Origin of the sequence: Microbacterium sp. NIBRBAC000506063, assembly GCF_017968845.1 — a bacterium.
Taxonomy (GTDB): domain Bacteria; phylum Actinomycetota; class Actinomycetes; order Actinomycetales; family Microbacteriaceae; genus Microbacterium.
Genome location: NZ_CP072876.1, coordinates 1347946 through 1362672, shown reverse-complemented (window position 1 = coordinate 1362672; position 14727 = coordinate 1347946). Strand labels below are relative to the sequence as shown.

The 14727-nt window shown below is 64.1% G+C and carries 14 protein-coding genes and 3 pseudogenes; 7 read left to right on the top strand and 10 right to left on the bottom strand.

The window, feature by feature from the left end; translation table 11 throughout:
• Positions 1-8 precede the first annotated feature (8 nt).
• From KAE78_RS07810 to KAE78_RS07800, 3 genes are read right to left on the bottom strand one after another with little or no spacing between them, the layout of a single operon-like run.
• Positions 9-1121 carry a DEAD/DEAH box helicase gene (locus KAE78_RS07810; RefSeq protein WP_223170453.1) on the bottom strand — a complete coding sequence of 371 codons (1113 nt, stop codon included), beginning with the start codon at positions 1119-1121 and terminating at the stop codon, positions 9-11.
• Positions 1118-3802: a DNA methyltransferase gene (locus tag KAE78_RS07805; protein WP_223170452.1), complete on the bottom strand. Its 2685-nt coding sequence runs from the start codon at positions 3800-3802 to the stop codon at positions 1118-1120. Before KAE78_RS07805 ends, KAE78_RS07810 begins: the two co-directional genes overlap by 4 nt.
• A gap of 55 nt (positions 3803-3857) precedes the next feature.
• Entirely contained in the window at positions 3858-4046 is a 189-nt protein-coding gene (locus KAE78_RS07800) for a helix-turn-helix domain-containing protein (protein WP_223170451.1), read from the bottom strand.
• A gap of 309 nt (positions 4047-4355) precedes the next feature.
• Between KAE78_RS07800 and KAE78_RS07795 the strand changes: the two genes are divergently transcribed.
• The 4 genes and pseudogenes from KAE78_RS07795 (at position 4356) to KAE78_RS07780 (ending at position 7996) form a co-directional block, all read left to right on the top strand.
• The gene (locus KAE78_RS07795; RefSeq protein ID WP_223170450.1) at positions 4356-4895 is read left to right on the top strand and encodes a YaeQ family protein; all 540 of its coding nucleotides are present in this window, start codon (positions 4356-4358) and stop codon (positions 4893-4895) included.
• A gap of 201 nt (positions 4896-5096) precedes the next feature.
• Positions 5097-6020, top strand: coding sequence for a sce7726 family protein (locus KAE78_RS07790; RefSeq protein ID WP_223170449.1), 924 nt, complete (start codon positions 5097-5099; stop codon positions 6018-6020).
• A gap of 11 nt (positions 6021-6031) precedes the next feature.
• Positions 6032-6960: pseudogene (locus KAE78_RS07785) on the top strand (sce7725 family protein).
• A 13-nt stretch (positions 6961-6973) separates the two neighbouring features.
• The gene (locus KAE78_RS07780) at positions 6974-7996 is read left to right on the top strand and encodes an RES domain-containing protein (RefSeq protein WP_223170448.1); all 1023 of its coding nucleotides are present in this window, start codon (positions 6974-6976) and stop codon (positions 7994-7996) included.
• Positions 7997-8113: 117 nt separating this feature from the next.
• Here KAE78_RS07780 and KAE78_RS07775 read toward each other — a convergent pair whose 3' ends face one another.
• Entirely contained in the window at positions 8114-8746 is a 633-nt protein-coding gene (locus KAE78_RS07775; RefSeq protein WP_223170447.1) for a MerR family transcriptional regulator, read from the bottom strand.
• A 71-nt stretch (positions 8747-8817) separates the two neighbouring features.
• Here KAE78_RS07775 and KAE78_RS19575 point away from each other — a divergent pair.
• The 3 genes and pseudogenes from KAE78_RS19575 (at position 8818) to KAE78_RS07760 (ending at position 10872) form a co-directional block, all read left to right on the top strand.
• Positions 8818-9311: pseudogene (locus tag KAE78_RS19575) on the top strand (DUF4188 domain-containing protein).
• Between the two features lie 146 nt (positions 9312-9457).
• A complete protein-coding gene (locus KAE78_RS07765; RefSeq protein WP_223170446.1) occupies positions 9458-10669 on the top strand; it encodes an ATP-binding protein in 1212 nt (403 codons plus the stop codon).
• Entirely contained in the window at positions 10654-10872 is a 219-nt protein-coding gene (locus KAE78_RS07760) for a ribbon-helix-helix domain-containing protein (RefSeq protein WP_411155918.1), read from the top strand. Before KAE78_RS07765 ends, KAE78_RS07760 begins: the two co-directional genes overlap by 16 nt.
• Positions 10873-10924: 52 nt before the next feature.
• On the opposite strand, the gene KAE78_RS19570 is transcribed toward KAE78_RS07760, so the two are convergent.
• The 6 genes and pseudogenes from KAE78_RS19570 to KAE78_RS07735 all read right to left on the bottom strand — a co-directional run bounded on the left by KAE78_RS19570 (position 10925) and on the right by KAE78_RS07735 (position 14725).
• On the bottom strand, positions 10925-11050 hold the full coding sequence (locus KAE78_RS19570; RefSeq protein ID WP_411155917.1) for a hypothetical protein: 126 nt from the start codon (positions 11048-11050) through the stop codon (positions 10925-10927).
• Positions 11047-11763, bottom strand: a complete 717-nt coding sequence (panB, locus tag KAE78_RS07755; RefSeq protein WP_411155916.1) for a 3-methyl-2-oxobutanoate hydroxymethyltransferase — start codon at positions 11761-11763, stop codon at positions 11047-11049. Before panB ends, KAE78_RS19570 begins: the two co-directional genes overlap by 4 nt.
• 29 nt (positions 11764-11792) lie before the next feature.
• The gene (panD, locus tag KAE78_RS07750; protein WP_223170445.1) at positions 11793-12182 is read right to left on the bottom strand and encodes an aspartate 1-decarboxylase; all 390 of its coding nucleotides are present in this window, start codon (positions 12180-12182) and stop codon (positions 11793-11795) included.
• Positions 12182-13032 (bottom strand): annotated as a pseudogene (gene panC, locus KAE78_RS07745) (pantoate--beta-alanine ligase). Before panC ends, panD begins: the two are co-directional and overlap by 1 nt.
• Complete coding sequence (locus KAE78_RS07740) at positions 13029-13901, bottom strand: Rossmann-like and DUF2520 domain-containing protein (protein WP_223170444.1); 873 nt, start codon at positions 13899-13901, stop codon at positions 13029-13031. The pseudogene panC and the gene KAE78_RS07740 overlap by 4 nt, the downstream one beginning before the upstream one ends.
• A 176-nt stretch (positions 13902-14077) precedes the next feature.
• Complete coding sequence (locus KAE78_RS07735; RefSeq protein ID WP_223170443.1) at positions 14078-14725, bottom strand: NAD(P)H-hydrate epimerase; 648 nt, start codon at positions 14723-14725, stop codon at positions 14078-14080.
• Positions 14726-14727 lie beyond the last annotated feature (2 nt).

The window sequence follows — 14727 nt, the reverse complement described above, 5'->3', positions numbered from 1 at the left end:
GACCTCGGTCAGCGACGCCCGGTAGCCACAGTGAGGGCATGCTCCGCGAACGGCCAGTCGAAGCCCTCCTTCGCCATACCGAGCGCGATGATGATGTCCACGGCGTCGCGATCCTTCGACGCAACCGACGTCAGGTAGTGCAGCGTCTCGGCGCGCTCGACCTGATCGGTGTCATCGACGAGATCCGCCACCCGCAGGATCTCCCCAGTGTCGCGGCGTCGCATCCGCAGGATGCCGGTCTCCTCTTGGCTAACCACCTCACCGATCGCGTCGAGGATGAAGCCGACCTCCTCGATCTTGTCCTTGGTCGACTCGCCGCTGTTGACGTTGGGGATATGGAGAATCGTCTTCTTGTCGAGATCGAGGATCTCGCCGATGGCGCTGGTGTAGCGGCCTTGGTAGAAGTGATGGCCAATGCCAAGTGACTTCAGATGCTCGTACCCGTTGAGCTGGTCGTAGTAGTTGAACGTCACCGGTGTGAACTTGGCCTCGTCCTCCGGCACCAGCACCGGCACCGAGTCGCCACGGAAGTAGGAGCCCGTCATCGCGACGATGTGCGCGTCCGAACCGGCCATCACACCTTTGAGCAGGTCACCCAGGCGGTTGCTCGCCGTGTCAGCGGAGACGTGGTGGAACTCGTCGATGGCGAGCACCGTGCCATTGAACGCCGACGCGGGAAGCTTCTCGTAGGCGAAACGCAGCGTCGCGTGAGTGCAGACGAGCGTGGCATCCGGTCCGTTTAGGAAGTCGATGAATTGCTGCACCTTGCCCGAAGGAGAGCCGGGTGTGCAGAGGTTGTTCTTCTCCTTGATCTCCCAATCCGCGAAGAAGCCGAACTGGGTCAGATTGGTCGTCGCGAACGAGCCGCCAATAGAGCGCTCCGGCACGGCGACGATGACCTTCTTTCGGCCCTGGTTGTAGAGCTTGTCGAGCGCCACGAACATCAGGGCGCGAGACTTGCCCGAGGCCGGCGGTGCCTTGACCAGCAGATACTGCGCACCACGCTCCGCCCACACCCGCTGCTGCATCTCGCGCATGCCGAGCTCGTTGGTGTGGACGCTGCTGCCAGTCTGCGCGTACTGCACATTGACGACGTTCGTCGGCTTCTTGATCGCGGTCACTTGCGCTTCTCCTCGGCATTCAACTGTTCATACATACCGAAGAGATACGACAGACGCTCTTCGTCGTTGTCGAAGCCCCGCTTGCGATACACGGAATCGACGAGCTCGTCCAGCTCTTGATGCGCCAGCCGAAGATCGTCGGGCATCAGGTCGGGGTCGTACAACTCCGCCAACGTCTTCTCCGAGTGATACTCGCGCACATCGAGCACACGAAGGGCAGCGTCCGTGAGCTTCTCCTTGGCAGGAGCAGTCAGAGGCGGCACCGGGAAGTTGTTGTAGACGATCGTGTTGGAGTACTGGTAGTCCTCACGCATCCGACCCGAAACGGCGTTCACCCACACCATGTGCATCTTCGAAGTCAGAACGGCGAACACCCAAGGCTCGGCGTCGTAGACCGCGAAGCCCTTGTTCGAAATGACTGTCTCTGGGCTGAGGTAATCCACCGGAATGTACTCGCGCCGCCCAGACGAGATGCTCGGAACGATGATCGACTCGGTCGGCTTGTAGCTGATCTGCACAAAGCGATGGGGTTGTGCCGCATATGCAGCGGTGCTCCCAGCCTTGCTCTGGGCGCGTTCGGAGGCGACGCGATCAAGCCGAGCGGCTATGGGAGCGATCGATCGCGCAAGTGCGGCTGAGGTATCTGGAATCCACAAGCAGTACCTCTCGCCACCGCTGATAGCTTCCGAAGACCCCATGTAGCGCTTGATGAACTGCTCGCTACGCGGGTCGTCAGCGATCATCTGCTCTCGCTCAACCGGTGACAGTATGAGGCCACCGCCGTCACGAGGCATCGAGCCGAAAACCATCCCAGGAAGCGCAGCGCCAAGCGGCGTCTTGCGCCGCTCGATGACTACATTGACGCCGTCAGCAAGATAGCCATTGACGTTCTGTGCCTCGATGCGAAGATCATCGGTGTAGATGTACTTCAGTCCCGGCCCCGTATTGCGGAGGTTGATGACCGCGACCGTCACGCCAGCGTTTCGCTTGGCGTTGTTCTCCCACTTGAACGAGGTGTAGGCGAACCCGATCTCCAGGCCCATGTCGAAGATCATCGGGAATATGAGGCCGACGTGCTCGCCCTGGGCAACGGAGTTGGTTGTCACGAAGGCGAGCTCCGCCTTCGTACCCACGATGTAGTCAGCACCCTTGACGAACCACAGCGCGATGTAGTCGAGATTCTTGGAGTAAGGACGCCTGCCGAAGACGTGATCGTAGTCTGCCTTCTGATCCTTGCTCTGAACCTTCGCACCCGCGTACGGCGGGTTCCCGATTAGGTAGATCTCTTCCGATCCATTGTTCGGGCAGACGCTATTCCAGTCGACACGGGCGGCGTTGCCCTGCTTGATCTGCCCGGTCTCCTTCAGCGGGATGAGCGGGATGTTGAGCCTGAACTTCTCGAAGAACTCGCGGTTCATCTGATGCTTGGCGATCCAGAGCGAGAGGATTGCGACCTCGACGGCGAAGTCATCCAGTTCGAGCCCGTAGAAGTTCTCGATGTTGATCTTGGACTCGGCGTACAGCGTCTGGTGCCGCAGGTCGAGCTGCGTCAGTCTCTCCAGGATGGCGTGCTCGACCTTGCGCAACTCCTTATAGGCAATGACCAGGAAGTTGCCCGAGCCACAGGCGGGGTCGAATACCTTGATCTGCGCGATGCGCCGCAGCAGAGCCTCAAGCTTCGACACACTATCGAAGGCGGCGTCGAACTGCTCCTTGAGGCCGTCGAGGAACAGCGGCTCGATGGTCTTGAGGATGTTCGGCACCGACGTGTAGTGCTGCCCGAGATCGGAACGCTGGCCGGGCGTGACGACCGCCTGAAACATGGAGCCGAAGATGTCGGGGTTGATCTCGTTCCAGAGCAGTCGACCGCTCTCCAGCAGCAGGTCGCGAGCCTTCTTGTTGAAGGCCGGCACTGTGTGATGTGCCTCGACCGCGAACAGGCGCCCGTTGACATAGGGGAAGCCGGCGAGGTGCGTCGGCTTGTCAGCTGTATCTGCCGTGTCGAGCGCGGTGAAGAGATCGGTCAGGAGCTGACTGACGTCGGAGCCATCGGGCTGCGTAAGCGTGCCAACGGCCCCGGTGAACTGGCCTTCGCGAAAGATGCCGGTGTCCTCCGCGAAGAAGCAGAACAGGAGGCGGGTGAAGAAGACGTTGAGGGCATGGCGGCCGATTATCGTGGTGTTGAGCTCGGGGTTGATCGCCAGCAGCTCATCGAACAGCTTCGCCATGCGCTCGGCGGCCTTGACGTCAGCGTGCGCTTCGGCAACGTACTGCGCCTTCTCCATGCCTGCCCAGGGCAAGAAGAAGGTGAAGTGTTTGTCGATGTCCGAGATCGGGATGGCGAGCGTCTCGCCGGTCTTCGTGTCGACGGCAAGAAGGTCGCTGTAGTCCGTGACGATGACGAAGCGCGTGCTGTAGCGCACAACAGGAGGCGCACTGCGAAGATCGTCGATGACGGCGTAGAGGTCGTCCGTCGTCTCCTTGAAGTAGACGACGTTCTTCTGCGCGACCTCGGTGGTCGGATCGTCCGCGACGTTGAGCGAGCCGTTGCGCAGCCGGGTGATGTTGCTCGACGAGCGCCCGTAGGCGGCGAGCATCTCGAAGATGAACTCGCGGTCGTAGCTGCTGCGCCCGCCGAGCGGGCGGACGCGCTCCTCGACGGACTTCAGGTTGAGCCTCATCGCGTAACACCTGCTCGGCATCGCGTGGACACGATTTGGTTGTGTGGCACGTCGGTCACCCTTCGTCCACCGTTCCCGCGCGACCGCTACGCACCCACTTGTCGATCTCGGTCGCCTGGAACTTCCAGAGGCGACCGACCTTGTGGGCGGGCATGTCCTTTTCTGCGATCCAGGCGTAGACGGTGTCCTTCGTCACGCCGAGGTGAGTCGCTATATCGTCAGCCGAGAGCCAAGGCTCAGTCACGAGCGACCTCCTACGCCGAATCAGACCGGGTCTAGCCCGGTTCCCCCGATCCTATCGGGGGCAGGATGACATGGCAGCGCGCAGCGGAGACGGGTCGACGCCATCGCCCGCGCCGACGATGTCGCTCTCCGCCGTCCAGGGCCGATTCGGCGTTGGACTACCTGCAGCTAGTCTGCAGCCATGCCGAGTTCGGTTGCGGCGAGCCCCGACCGGGCGAAGACGTTCGCGCGATCGACGCGACGATCGGCTTCGAAGAGCGCTCACGTTACCCTGGCCACGCGACTCTCGCCCTCCCGTAGGCTCGACCCCATGGCAGCCGGCGCGACGATCCACACCTTCGACATCGACGTCGCCGAAGTCGACCGTGGGGTCTACGACAGCATCACGCTGCGCGTGGCGCGGCATCCGTCCGAGACCGACGCCTACATGGTGACGCGAGTGCTCGCCTACTGCCTCGAGCTCGAAGAAGGCATCGCCTTCGGCGGCGGCATCTCCTCCACCGAAGAACCGGCGGTGCTCGTGCGTGACGCGACCGGGAGCGTCACCGCGTGGATCGAAGTCGGAGCCCCGGATGCCGCACGCCTGCACTTCGGCAGCAAGCTCGCAGGCCGCGTCGCCGTGTACACCCACCGCGATCCGACGAAGGTGCTCGCCGCGTGGGAGGGCAAGACCATCCACCGCTCCGGCGACATCGTCGTGCGCTCGTTCGAGCCCGCCTTCATCGACACGGCGGTCGCCGCCCTCGCCCGCCGCAACACCGCCACCGTGTCGGTCACCGAAGGTCAGCTGTACCTCGACCTCAACGGGGTCTCAGCGAGCACGGGCGTGCACGAGCACGCGATCGGGTGACGGCGACGCACTCGCCCCCAAGCTGAACACATTCAGCAAAAGTACGCACAAGCGAGCGGTCAGCATAGGCGGAGTTCTGCGCGTCCTTGCGCGGCGGGTATCCCGCCGCGCAGTCGCTGGGCGGAGGTCCGACGTCGGCTGATAGACGCCCTGCCTCCTGATGAGTGAGTCGCGCGCACGTCCGGCTACCTGCTAGCTAGAATGAGGGCGACCCAGGCCCAACGAGTAGGACACCATGATCGCCTCCACGAAGCGGGAGTTGGCAGCCCTGTCCCGGATCTTTTCGCCCTCCGTAGTGCGCGAACTTGGCAAGGAGGGCCGATCTCCATTGTTGGCGCGCTTGCTCACGGAGACGCGCATCCCGAGGAACTCCCCTCCAATGCGTCACTGGCCGATGTATTCGAGCTGGCCTTCTCGACGCTAAGGCAGCTTGGGAACCGTGACGATTATGTCTATCGGTCCGCCGTCACGCAGAAGATCGTCCTAGGCAAGCACAATCTCCGGACAACGACGGTTCTAAACGAATTGCGAGCCGGGAGCTCCAAAGCAGATGTCGTTGTTCTGAATGGGACCTCGACCGCGTACGAGATAAAGTCCGAACGCGACTCGTTCCAGCGGCTTCCGAGTCAGCTCGCAGACTACCGATCGGTGTTTGCGAGCGTGAACATCGTAACCAGCCCTGCGCAGGCGGACGAGGTATTGCGTCTCGCACCGGATGACGTAGGCGTGCTCGTCCTGTCGTCTAGGTTTCGGGTTCAATCTGTCCGAGAGGCCGTGAACCTGCCGGAGCGAACCCGCTCACTGTCAATCCTCGCCACGCTGCGGGTCGATGAAGCGATACGAGTCCTGCAAGCACTGAACGTGCCCTTCCCCGATGTGCCGAACACACGTCGCTGGAGCGAGCTGCGCGCAGTGTTCGCCGAGCTTCGCTCAGTTGATGTTCATGCGAAGGCCGTAACAGTGCTGAAGTCAAGTAGATCGCGCGCCGGGTTGGAGCCGTTCATCAAGCAGCTTCCCAAACCTCTGAGTGCCGCGATTCTCTCTGCCGACCTCTCGTCAAGCGCGCAGAAGAACTTGCAGTCGGCCACTTGGCAGACACTCTCTACTGTTCTCGCCTGGAGTTAGGACACATCTTTATGTACTTTCCGTTCTTCCGCGGTAAGCAGTTCGAGCTCTTGGCGATCAAAGAGTCCGCGAGTGTCATCGCTGATGCCGGGTTCAACCCAATTATTGAGCCGGTTCGGGAGACCTTTAGCGGGCTTCACAGGACGCTTCAAGAACTCGTGATTCAAGGCGCGTCCGCGTCTGTGATCGTCAATCCGCGGCACGGTGATCATCGCCACGACGGCGAAGGCCTTGCCGGCTACCTTCGCGAGAACTATGAGGGTAATGATGGGATATCGCCGGCCTTGTTGCTCACCAATGCGATGACTACCGAAACAGCTTTGTCTCTAGTCGCGCAGCATGATTCTCGACCGCTCACGTTGGTTCATGCTGGGTTCACTGATGGTCGCGGGCTCGCGAATGGCCTCCCAACGACTAACTACACACACGTATTCCTAGACTCCCGGAATTTGCTTTATCGTCGTCCTTTCAGAGGTGGACGTCGAATCCTTGTAGAAGACGGGTTTGAACGAAAGAAGAACGCCGACTACGACCTAATCGACCGGTTCTCCGACCTGCACGTTACCTTCGAGGAGCAGGGCGCAGACGGATACGGTGACTTTCTAACGATCGGTGATCACTACGCGGAGGGGGTGGCCCTGCCTACGCTGTCGCGATTCACCTGACGTTCATTGATCCTCAGCAAGAAGACGCGATGTTCGTTTATCACTTCAAGTCGGACACGAACAACACACCGGTCGATCCTGCCGGAAAGTTCTCAGAGGCGCTCGGAAAGCTCATCGCCGAGGTCAATCAGGTCGATTCAAAGGTGATAGAGACCTCAGCAGTTCACGAGTTTCGCGACTTGCACGCGCGCCAGCACTTCCCTGGGCTCGGATACGTGAAGAAGCTCTCAATCAAGCACCACCTCGAGACTCTGGCGAACTATCACACGCAATGACTAGCGTTCGTAGGTGCTGCGCCACATGCTTCGGGACCGCCTGATAAGGGATCAGTACATCAATCAATGTGATCCCGAGTTTCAGAATTGCGATTACTGTGGCGCGAAGGATGTCGCCTGTGTCGAACCTCCTCGTCTTCGCCAATGGTTTTCGACGCTGGTTGCGACATACGAAGAAGACGTGGGCGGCAAGCCACTCGTTCAACTGCTTGACGAGGAATGGTATTTGTTTCGCGGCTCGGGGTTACGATCCGCGGAAGCAAAAGAGCTGCTGGCAGAGATCCTGGATGATGGGGAGTTTGTTCGCAAGACGTTCGCGAAGATTGAGTATCCGGACGAAGGGGCGCTGCGCAGCTGGGAAGACCTTCGCGATGAGCTGATGCATCAGAACCGTTGGTTTCTCGATAGACCTATGGACATGGGGCGTATCCGTGAGCTGCTGGGCTACTTGATTACGCCGCAGTCGGCATTCGACAGCGACAAATGGTATCGCGCTCGCCTCATGGATAGCGGGGGCCTCCACGACCTCTGCGATATGGGAGCACCACCCCCGAATCTCGCGAAACATGGTCGCGCTAACCCTGTTGGTATCCCGTATCTTTATCTGGCATCTACTCGTGCCACGGCCGTCGCCGAGTTGAGGCCTCACACTGGGGAGCACGCATCCGTCGCAGCATTCGATCTGGCTGGTTCTGATCTGAAGTACGCGGATCTTCGGGACCCGCGTAACCATGCGTCACCGCTTGTCGATGACGAGGACCTTATTTTCAGGCTTCGCGCCGGACTGCCCCTGCTTGAACGCTTGGGTATTGAACTTACGCGGCCGGTGCAGCCTAGCGGTGCACCTTACGAGTACATTCCGACGCAGTATCTCTGCGAGTTCATCAAGACCTGCGGCTTCGATGGGGTGCTCTATCGGAGCTCGGTCAGTACAGATGGAGGATCGAATGTCGCTTTGTTCGATCCTGACGTCACGAAGCCTCTAAGCGTCGAGGAGGTCGCGGTCGAACGAGTCAGCGTCGAGATCGGCGTGTAGGCGAGAGATTCGATTCGGCCGCCGTGGCGATGACGCACGTCGGTGAGCTGTCTTACTGGCTCACCGAGCCGCGCTCTGCCCGCGTCATTGGCGCGTCTCTTCTTGCCGTTGGTCCGCTCAAAGGCCGGAAGCCGCGCCGGGGGCAGCTCCGCCGAACCGCTCCACCGAACTCACCTGCTGCGCCACGCGCCGCAGCGCCAGCAGCAGCGGCTCGGCCAGCACCGAACCGAGCACGACGTAGCGCACGGCCGACTCGACCGAGTCGGTGGGGACGCCGGCGATCTCGGCATCCGCGATCCGACGGATGCTCTCCAGATACACCGGCATGACGGCATCCGGAACCGCGAACCCGGCGCGCTCCATCCCCTGCAGCGCACGGGCGACCGCGTGCAGCACCTCGTCGTCGCACGTGCCGGGCTGCCACCCGAGCCCTTCGACCAGCTTCTCGGCGGCCGTGAGGTCGAGCGACTCGTCGATCGGCGGGGTGACCGCCGCATGCGCGGCCGCCAGCAGCAGGCCGGGCTCGGCGGGTGGATTGTCGAGCGCCTCGATCACGCGACGCGTCTCGGCGATGCTCACCCCGGAGTCGACCAGCGCGCGGATCACCCGCAGCCGCTGCAGATGCTTCTCGCCGTACGTGGCCTGCGTCGGCGCGCTCCGCTCCCCCTCGGGCAGCAGCCCCTCGCGCAGGTAGTACTTGATCGTCGGCACAGACACACCGCTCTGCGCAGCCAGCTCGGAGATTCTCATCGCTCACCTCTTGACTTCGATAGTAGCGCTATCCATAATAGATAGCACCACTATCCAGACGGGAGCGTGTCATGCCGAAAGTGATCAAAGGTCGGATGACCCACCGCCACGAGGGCGAGCTCGTCGTCTTCCACATCGGCATGCAGATCAATCACTGGTGGCGACCCGACCTGTGGCTGCCGGCATTCACGGACATGCCCCGGATGCTGCGTGAGCTCATGACGGATCCAGACTCCGGCCTCCTCGGCTTCGAGCTGCTCTTCGGATCGGGCGGCCCCTACGTCGTGCAGTACTGGTCATCGATCGACAAGCTCTACGCCTACGCCTCGAGCCCCTCCCAGGAGCACCGCCCGCCTGGACCCGCTTCAACAAGCGCGCCCGCAAGGCCACGGGAGCCGTCGGCATCTGGCACGAGACCTTCCTCGTCGAGCGCGCCGAGAGCATCTACGTCGCGACCAAACCGATGGGCCTGCCGAAGGCCACCGAACTCGTCGAGGTCGGCCGGCGCCACGACCGCGCGCAGGCACGCTTCGCGGATGGGCGGACGAGGGCGGATGCCGCGTAGTCGCTCTTTTCTCCGACTGGAATCTCCATATCCTTCTGGTTAAGTGCTCAATATTCTTCCGGTTAGAAGTTACATATTCTTCCGGCTGAGCGTATGGTGTTGTCATGTCTTACCGCCCTCGCGTGGTCGATGAGCCGCTCCGCCACATGCTCGCCGTCGCCGGCGCCGTCCTCGTCGAAGGCGCCCGCGCCTGCGGGAAGACCGAGACCGGAGAGCATCACAGCCGAAGCGTCGTGCGTCTCGACGTTGACCATGCCGCACGCGAACTTGCGGCCCTCGCACCCTCTCGGCTGCTCGAAGGCGCCACACCTCGCCTCCTGGACGAATGGCAACTCGCCCCTGAGCTTTGGAACCATGTGCGTCGAGCCGTCGACGCCCGCAAGCAACCCGGCCAGTTCATTCTCACAGGCTCCGCGACCCCCACCGATGACGTCACACGACACTCGGGAGCCGGCCGTATCCTGCGTCTGCGCATGCGGCCGATGTCGCTCTTCGAGTCGGGTCACTCCACCGGCGAAGTCTCTCTGAGGAGCCTCCTTCATGGAACAGAATCTGTCGAAGGCGCATCCACCTTGGACATCATGCAAGTCGCCGACCTCATCTGCACGGGTGGCTGGCCCGGCCTGCAAGCGCTGTCCCCCGCCGACGCTCAGCTGTTCCTTCGCTCATATCTCGACGACATCGCGCGAGTCGACATTCCCGCCGCCGACGGAAGACGACGCGACCCCGCGCGTGTGCGTCGGGTGCTTACCGCCTACGCACGACATGTCGCGACTGCCGCGTCGGTCGCTACGATTACCGCTGACTCTGCGGACGCAACCGGCACGGAAGTCCGCCACGAAACCACCACCGACTACCTGGGCTCACTCGAGCGCATCATGGTCGTCGAGGAGCAGCCGAGTTGGGGGCCTCACCTCCGGTCACGCGATGTCGTGCGCGGCAGCCGCATCCGACACTTTGTGGACCCATCACTCGCCGTTGCCGCGCTCCGCGCGAGTCCAGAACGGCTGCTCGACGACCCGAGCACATTCGGCCTGCTCTTCGAATCGCTCGCCGTCAGAGACCTGCGTGTCTACTCGCAAACCTTAGACGGCGAGGTCCGGCACTACCGCGACAGCGCTGGGCTCGAAGCGGATGCGATCGTCCAACTCCACGATGGACGCTGGGCCGCCATCGAAGTCAAACTCGGACAGAATCGCATCGAAGAGGCCGCCGCATCACTGACGAAGCTCGTCGCGAAGATCGATACATCGCGATCCGGAGATCCGGCGGCCCGAGTCATCATCACGGGCGGCCAATACGCCTACACAAGACCTGACGGCATCCACGTTGTACCGCTCGGGTGCCTTGCGCCGTAGCGAGCGAACTGCCGCTCAGCCCGCGGCCCCACCATCCCGCTCCCGCCAGCCGCGGACGACCCGGGCGCGGCGCGTCGCCCTCCCAGGTTGTCGCACTCCGCCTGACCATCGACGAGTTGGCAGCGATCGATGCGCGCGCCACACGCGAGCACAAGACACGCTCCGAAGCCATCCGCGACGCACTGAAGTCTTACGTCGCGTGAAGGTTCACAACTCCGCACTCAAACACGGCGTTTCAGCCGAAGACGCGACCGGTCAGCGGCCCTCCAGAAGCTCCTGCAGCCGCGCCGCCTCCTCCGCCGGCATGGAATAGGTGTGCGCCGCCTCCGGGTACGCGCCCGCGCGCACCTCGTCGGCATAGGCCTGCACGCCCGCGATCATCTCGCTCCGCACGTCCGCGTAGCGCTTGACGAAGCGCGCCGCACCCCGGCGTACAGCCCGAGGAGGTCGTGGAACACGAGCACCTGGCCGTCGGCATCCGATCCCGCACCGATCCCGATCACCGGGACGTGCATGTGCGGCATGAGCGCAGCAGTGACCTCGCTCGGCACGGCCTCGACGACGATCAGCGAACAGCCCGCCTCCTGCAGAGCCGCCGCTTCGTCGATCAAGCGGAGTGCGGCATCCGCCGTGCGTCCCTGCGCCTTGTAGCCGCCGAGCGACGACGCCGTCTGCGGCGTGAGTCCCACATGGCCCACGACCGGGATGCCCGCCGCGACGATCGCCCGCGCCCGATCGACGGAGGTGCCGCCGCGCTCGATCTTCACCAGATCGGCGCCGGTCTCCTTCACGAAGCGCTGCGCGGTCGCGACGGCGAGCTCGTCGGATGCCTCGTACGACCCGAACGGCAGATCCGCGATGAGCAGCGGCGCCGTCAGCCCGCGACGCACCGCGGCGGTGAGCATGATCATCTCGTCGACCGTGACCGGCACCGTGCTGTCGTAGCCGAGCACGGTCATCGCCGCCGAGTCCCCGACGAGCACGACGTCGACACCGGCGGCCTCGACGATCTGCGCACCCGGGAAGTCGTAGGCGGTGACCATGACGATCGGCTCGCCGGCCGCCTTCTTCGCGGCGAGGTCGCCGAGCGTCACACGCGGCCGACCTGCCGGGTGGCTACTCATCAGACGCTCGCCGTCAGCAGCTGGTCGACCGCGTCGTCGACCTGAATGATCCCGTTGCCGCGATCCACGTGCACGACGACCGGCTCGTAGGTCTCGAGGTCTTCCCTGTCGTACTCCGCATACGAGACGACGATGATCGTGTCGCCGGAGTGCACGAGCCGCGCGGCCGCGCCGTTGACCTGCATCACGCCCGAGCCGCGCTCGCCCGCGATCGTGTAGGTCTCGAAGCGCGCGCCGTTGTCGACGTCGAGCACGTGGACCTGCTCGTGCTCGAGGATGTCGGCGGCATCCAGCAGATCGGCGTCGATCGTGATCGAGCCGACGTAGTTGAGGTCGCTCCCGGTGATGGTCGCGCGGTGGATCTTCGACTTCAGCATGATGCGTCGCATCAGGCGTCCCCTCTCAGGATGTGGTTGTCGATCAGGCGGGCGCCGCCGACGCGCGCGGCGACGGCGAGGAGCGCTTCGCCCTCGATTCGGGTGAGCTCGCGCAGGTCATCGGCACTGCGCAGCTCGAGGTATTCGGGGGTGATGACGGCGTCTGCGAGCACGCGACGTGCGGCATCCGTGATGCGTGCGGCGTCGCGCTCTCCCCTCCTGAAGAGGTCGGATGCCGCATCGAGCGCCCGATTCAGCGCCGTCGCCTGCTCGCGGGCCGCCGCGTCGAGGTAGACGTTGCGGGAGCTCATGGCGAGCCCGTCGGCCTCGCGCACGATCGGGCACGCCTCGATGCGCACCGGCAGGTCGAGGTCGCGCACGACGCGGCGCACGACCAGCACCTGCTGGGCATCCTTCTGGCCGAAGTAGGCGACGTCGGGCGTGACGATGTTCAGCAGCTTCGTGACGACCGTGGCGACGCCGTCGAAGTGCTCGGCGCCGCGCTGCGCGCCGCACAGCACCTCGGTGATGCCGGCGACATGGATCGTCGTGGCGAAGCCGTCGGGGTAGATCTCGGATGCCGCGGGGCGAAGAGGATGTCGACGCCCTCCGCCTCGGCGAGCGCCGCGTCGCGCGCCTCGTCTCGCGGATAAGAGCCGAGGTCTTCGTTCGCGCCGAACTGTGTGGGGTTGACGAAGAGCGAGACGACGACGAGGTCGTTCTGCTCGCGCGCGTGGCGCATCAGCGAGAGATGGCCGTCGTGGAAGGCGCCCATGGTGGGGACGAGGCCGACGGAGGCACCCTCGTCGCGCGCGGCGCGGACGGCTTCGCGGAGTTCAGTGATCGTGCGGAGGGTTCTCATGCGGCGCCCTCCGACTCCGGTCGTTGAGCGAGGACGCGAAGCGACCGAGACGAAACGCGGTCCGCTTCCGTCGGCGTCTCACTGCGTTTCGTCTCGCCTGCGGCTCGCTCAACGACCGGGGGTTGCCGGCTATCTCTTCCAGCGAGCGACCGCGTACTCGCGCACAGCTCATCGAACAGCGCCAGCAGGTCGGGCCGGGACGCGGCGATCGCGGTGCGCTGGCGCGCCACCGTGCCCTCGTCGCCCCGCGCGATCGGGCCGGTGAGCGCGGCGGCAGCGCCGGCATCCGACCAGTTCTCGACCGTGCGCCGGACGAGCGGGGTGAGCAGCGCCCGTGCCTCCGCCTGCGGGATGCCCGCGGCATCCGCCACCTGCTCGGCGGCGTCGAGCACCGTCAGCACGAGGTTCGAGGCGAGCGACGCCGCCGCGTGGTAGGCGGCACGACACGCGTCGTCGATCTCGAACGGGAGTGCGCCGAGAATCTCGGCGAGGTGCGTCGCGACGGCGAGGGCATCGTCCGTCCGCCCGGCGACGGCGGCGCCGATGCCGTGGAAGACCTCCGGCGACTCCTCACCGGTGAAGGTCTGCAGCGGGTGCAGGCTGAAGTCGACATCGTCGAGGGGCGTCGCGCCGGAGACATGGCCGATGAGCCGCGTGCGGCCGCGAACGTGCTGCGCCGCCTCGGCGATCGCGGCATCCGGAACGCACAGCAGCGCGACATCGACAGAGGGAACAGCCTCGCCCCGACCGAGCGGACCCTGCACCGTAAACCCCGCGTGGCGAAGGGCTCCGGCGAGCACGCCGCCGAGACGACCGGCGCCGATGATGGCGACGCTCGCCTCAGGAGAGAGTGCAGAGGAAGGGTTCATGTCGCTCGCCAGAGCCGTTGACGGACGGCTCTGACATGCCCTGAGTATCCCTCCGATCGAGGCCGTCACCCAAATTGAGTGACAGAGTGCACAGTTTTCGAACTAGTTTTCTTGCCTATATGGCTATTCAGATCGGAACTCGCTTGTCATTCTGCGCTTCGGGCCGATTGTTCCCGTCATCCCGGCCGGACCTCGTCGACCTTCGCCTCCCCGACCCGGTCCGCGAGGTCGAGCCCGAGGTCGACAAGGATGATGCGTCCGCTGAGCGCCGGGCCCTCACCACGGATAAGACCCGCCTTGACCGCGCCGAAGGTCACCGTCGTTGTGGCCGGCAGCACGGCCTCGTCGGCCTCGCCCGTGTCGGGGTCGAGCCCGCTCGGCAGGTCGACGGCGATCACCCGCGGTCGCGCCGGCAGAAGCGCGCTCACCGCCACGCGAGCCGTCCCCCTCAGTGCTCCCCGGGCGCCGATGCCGAGGATGCCGTCGATCACCATGTCATAGGCGGTCGCATCCAAGTCATCGATGCTGATCACGCGGGCGCCGGCATCCGTCGCGGTGCGCAGCGCCTCCTCGTGTACGCGGTCGGCGGTCTGAAGAACATCGACCCGGATGCCGCGCCCGGCTGCTTCGGCTGCCGCGAAGAGCGCATCGCCGCCGTTGTCTCCGGCACCGGCGAGCACCAGCATCCGTTTCGGCTCATGCTCGGCGATCACTCCGGCGAGCGCGTGCGCGGCGCGGCGCATGAGCGGCACCCCCGCCGCGAGCAGAGGCGCCTCTGCCGCCCGCACCTGTGCGGCCGTGTAGATCGGGACGATCGTCGGCATGG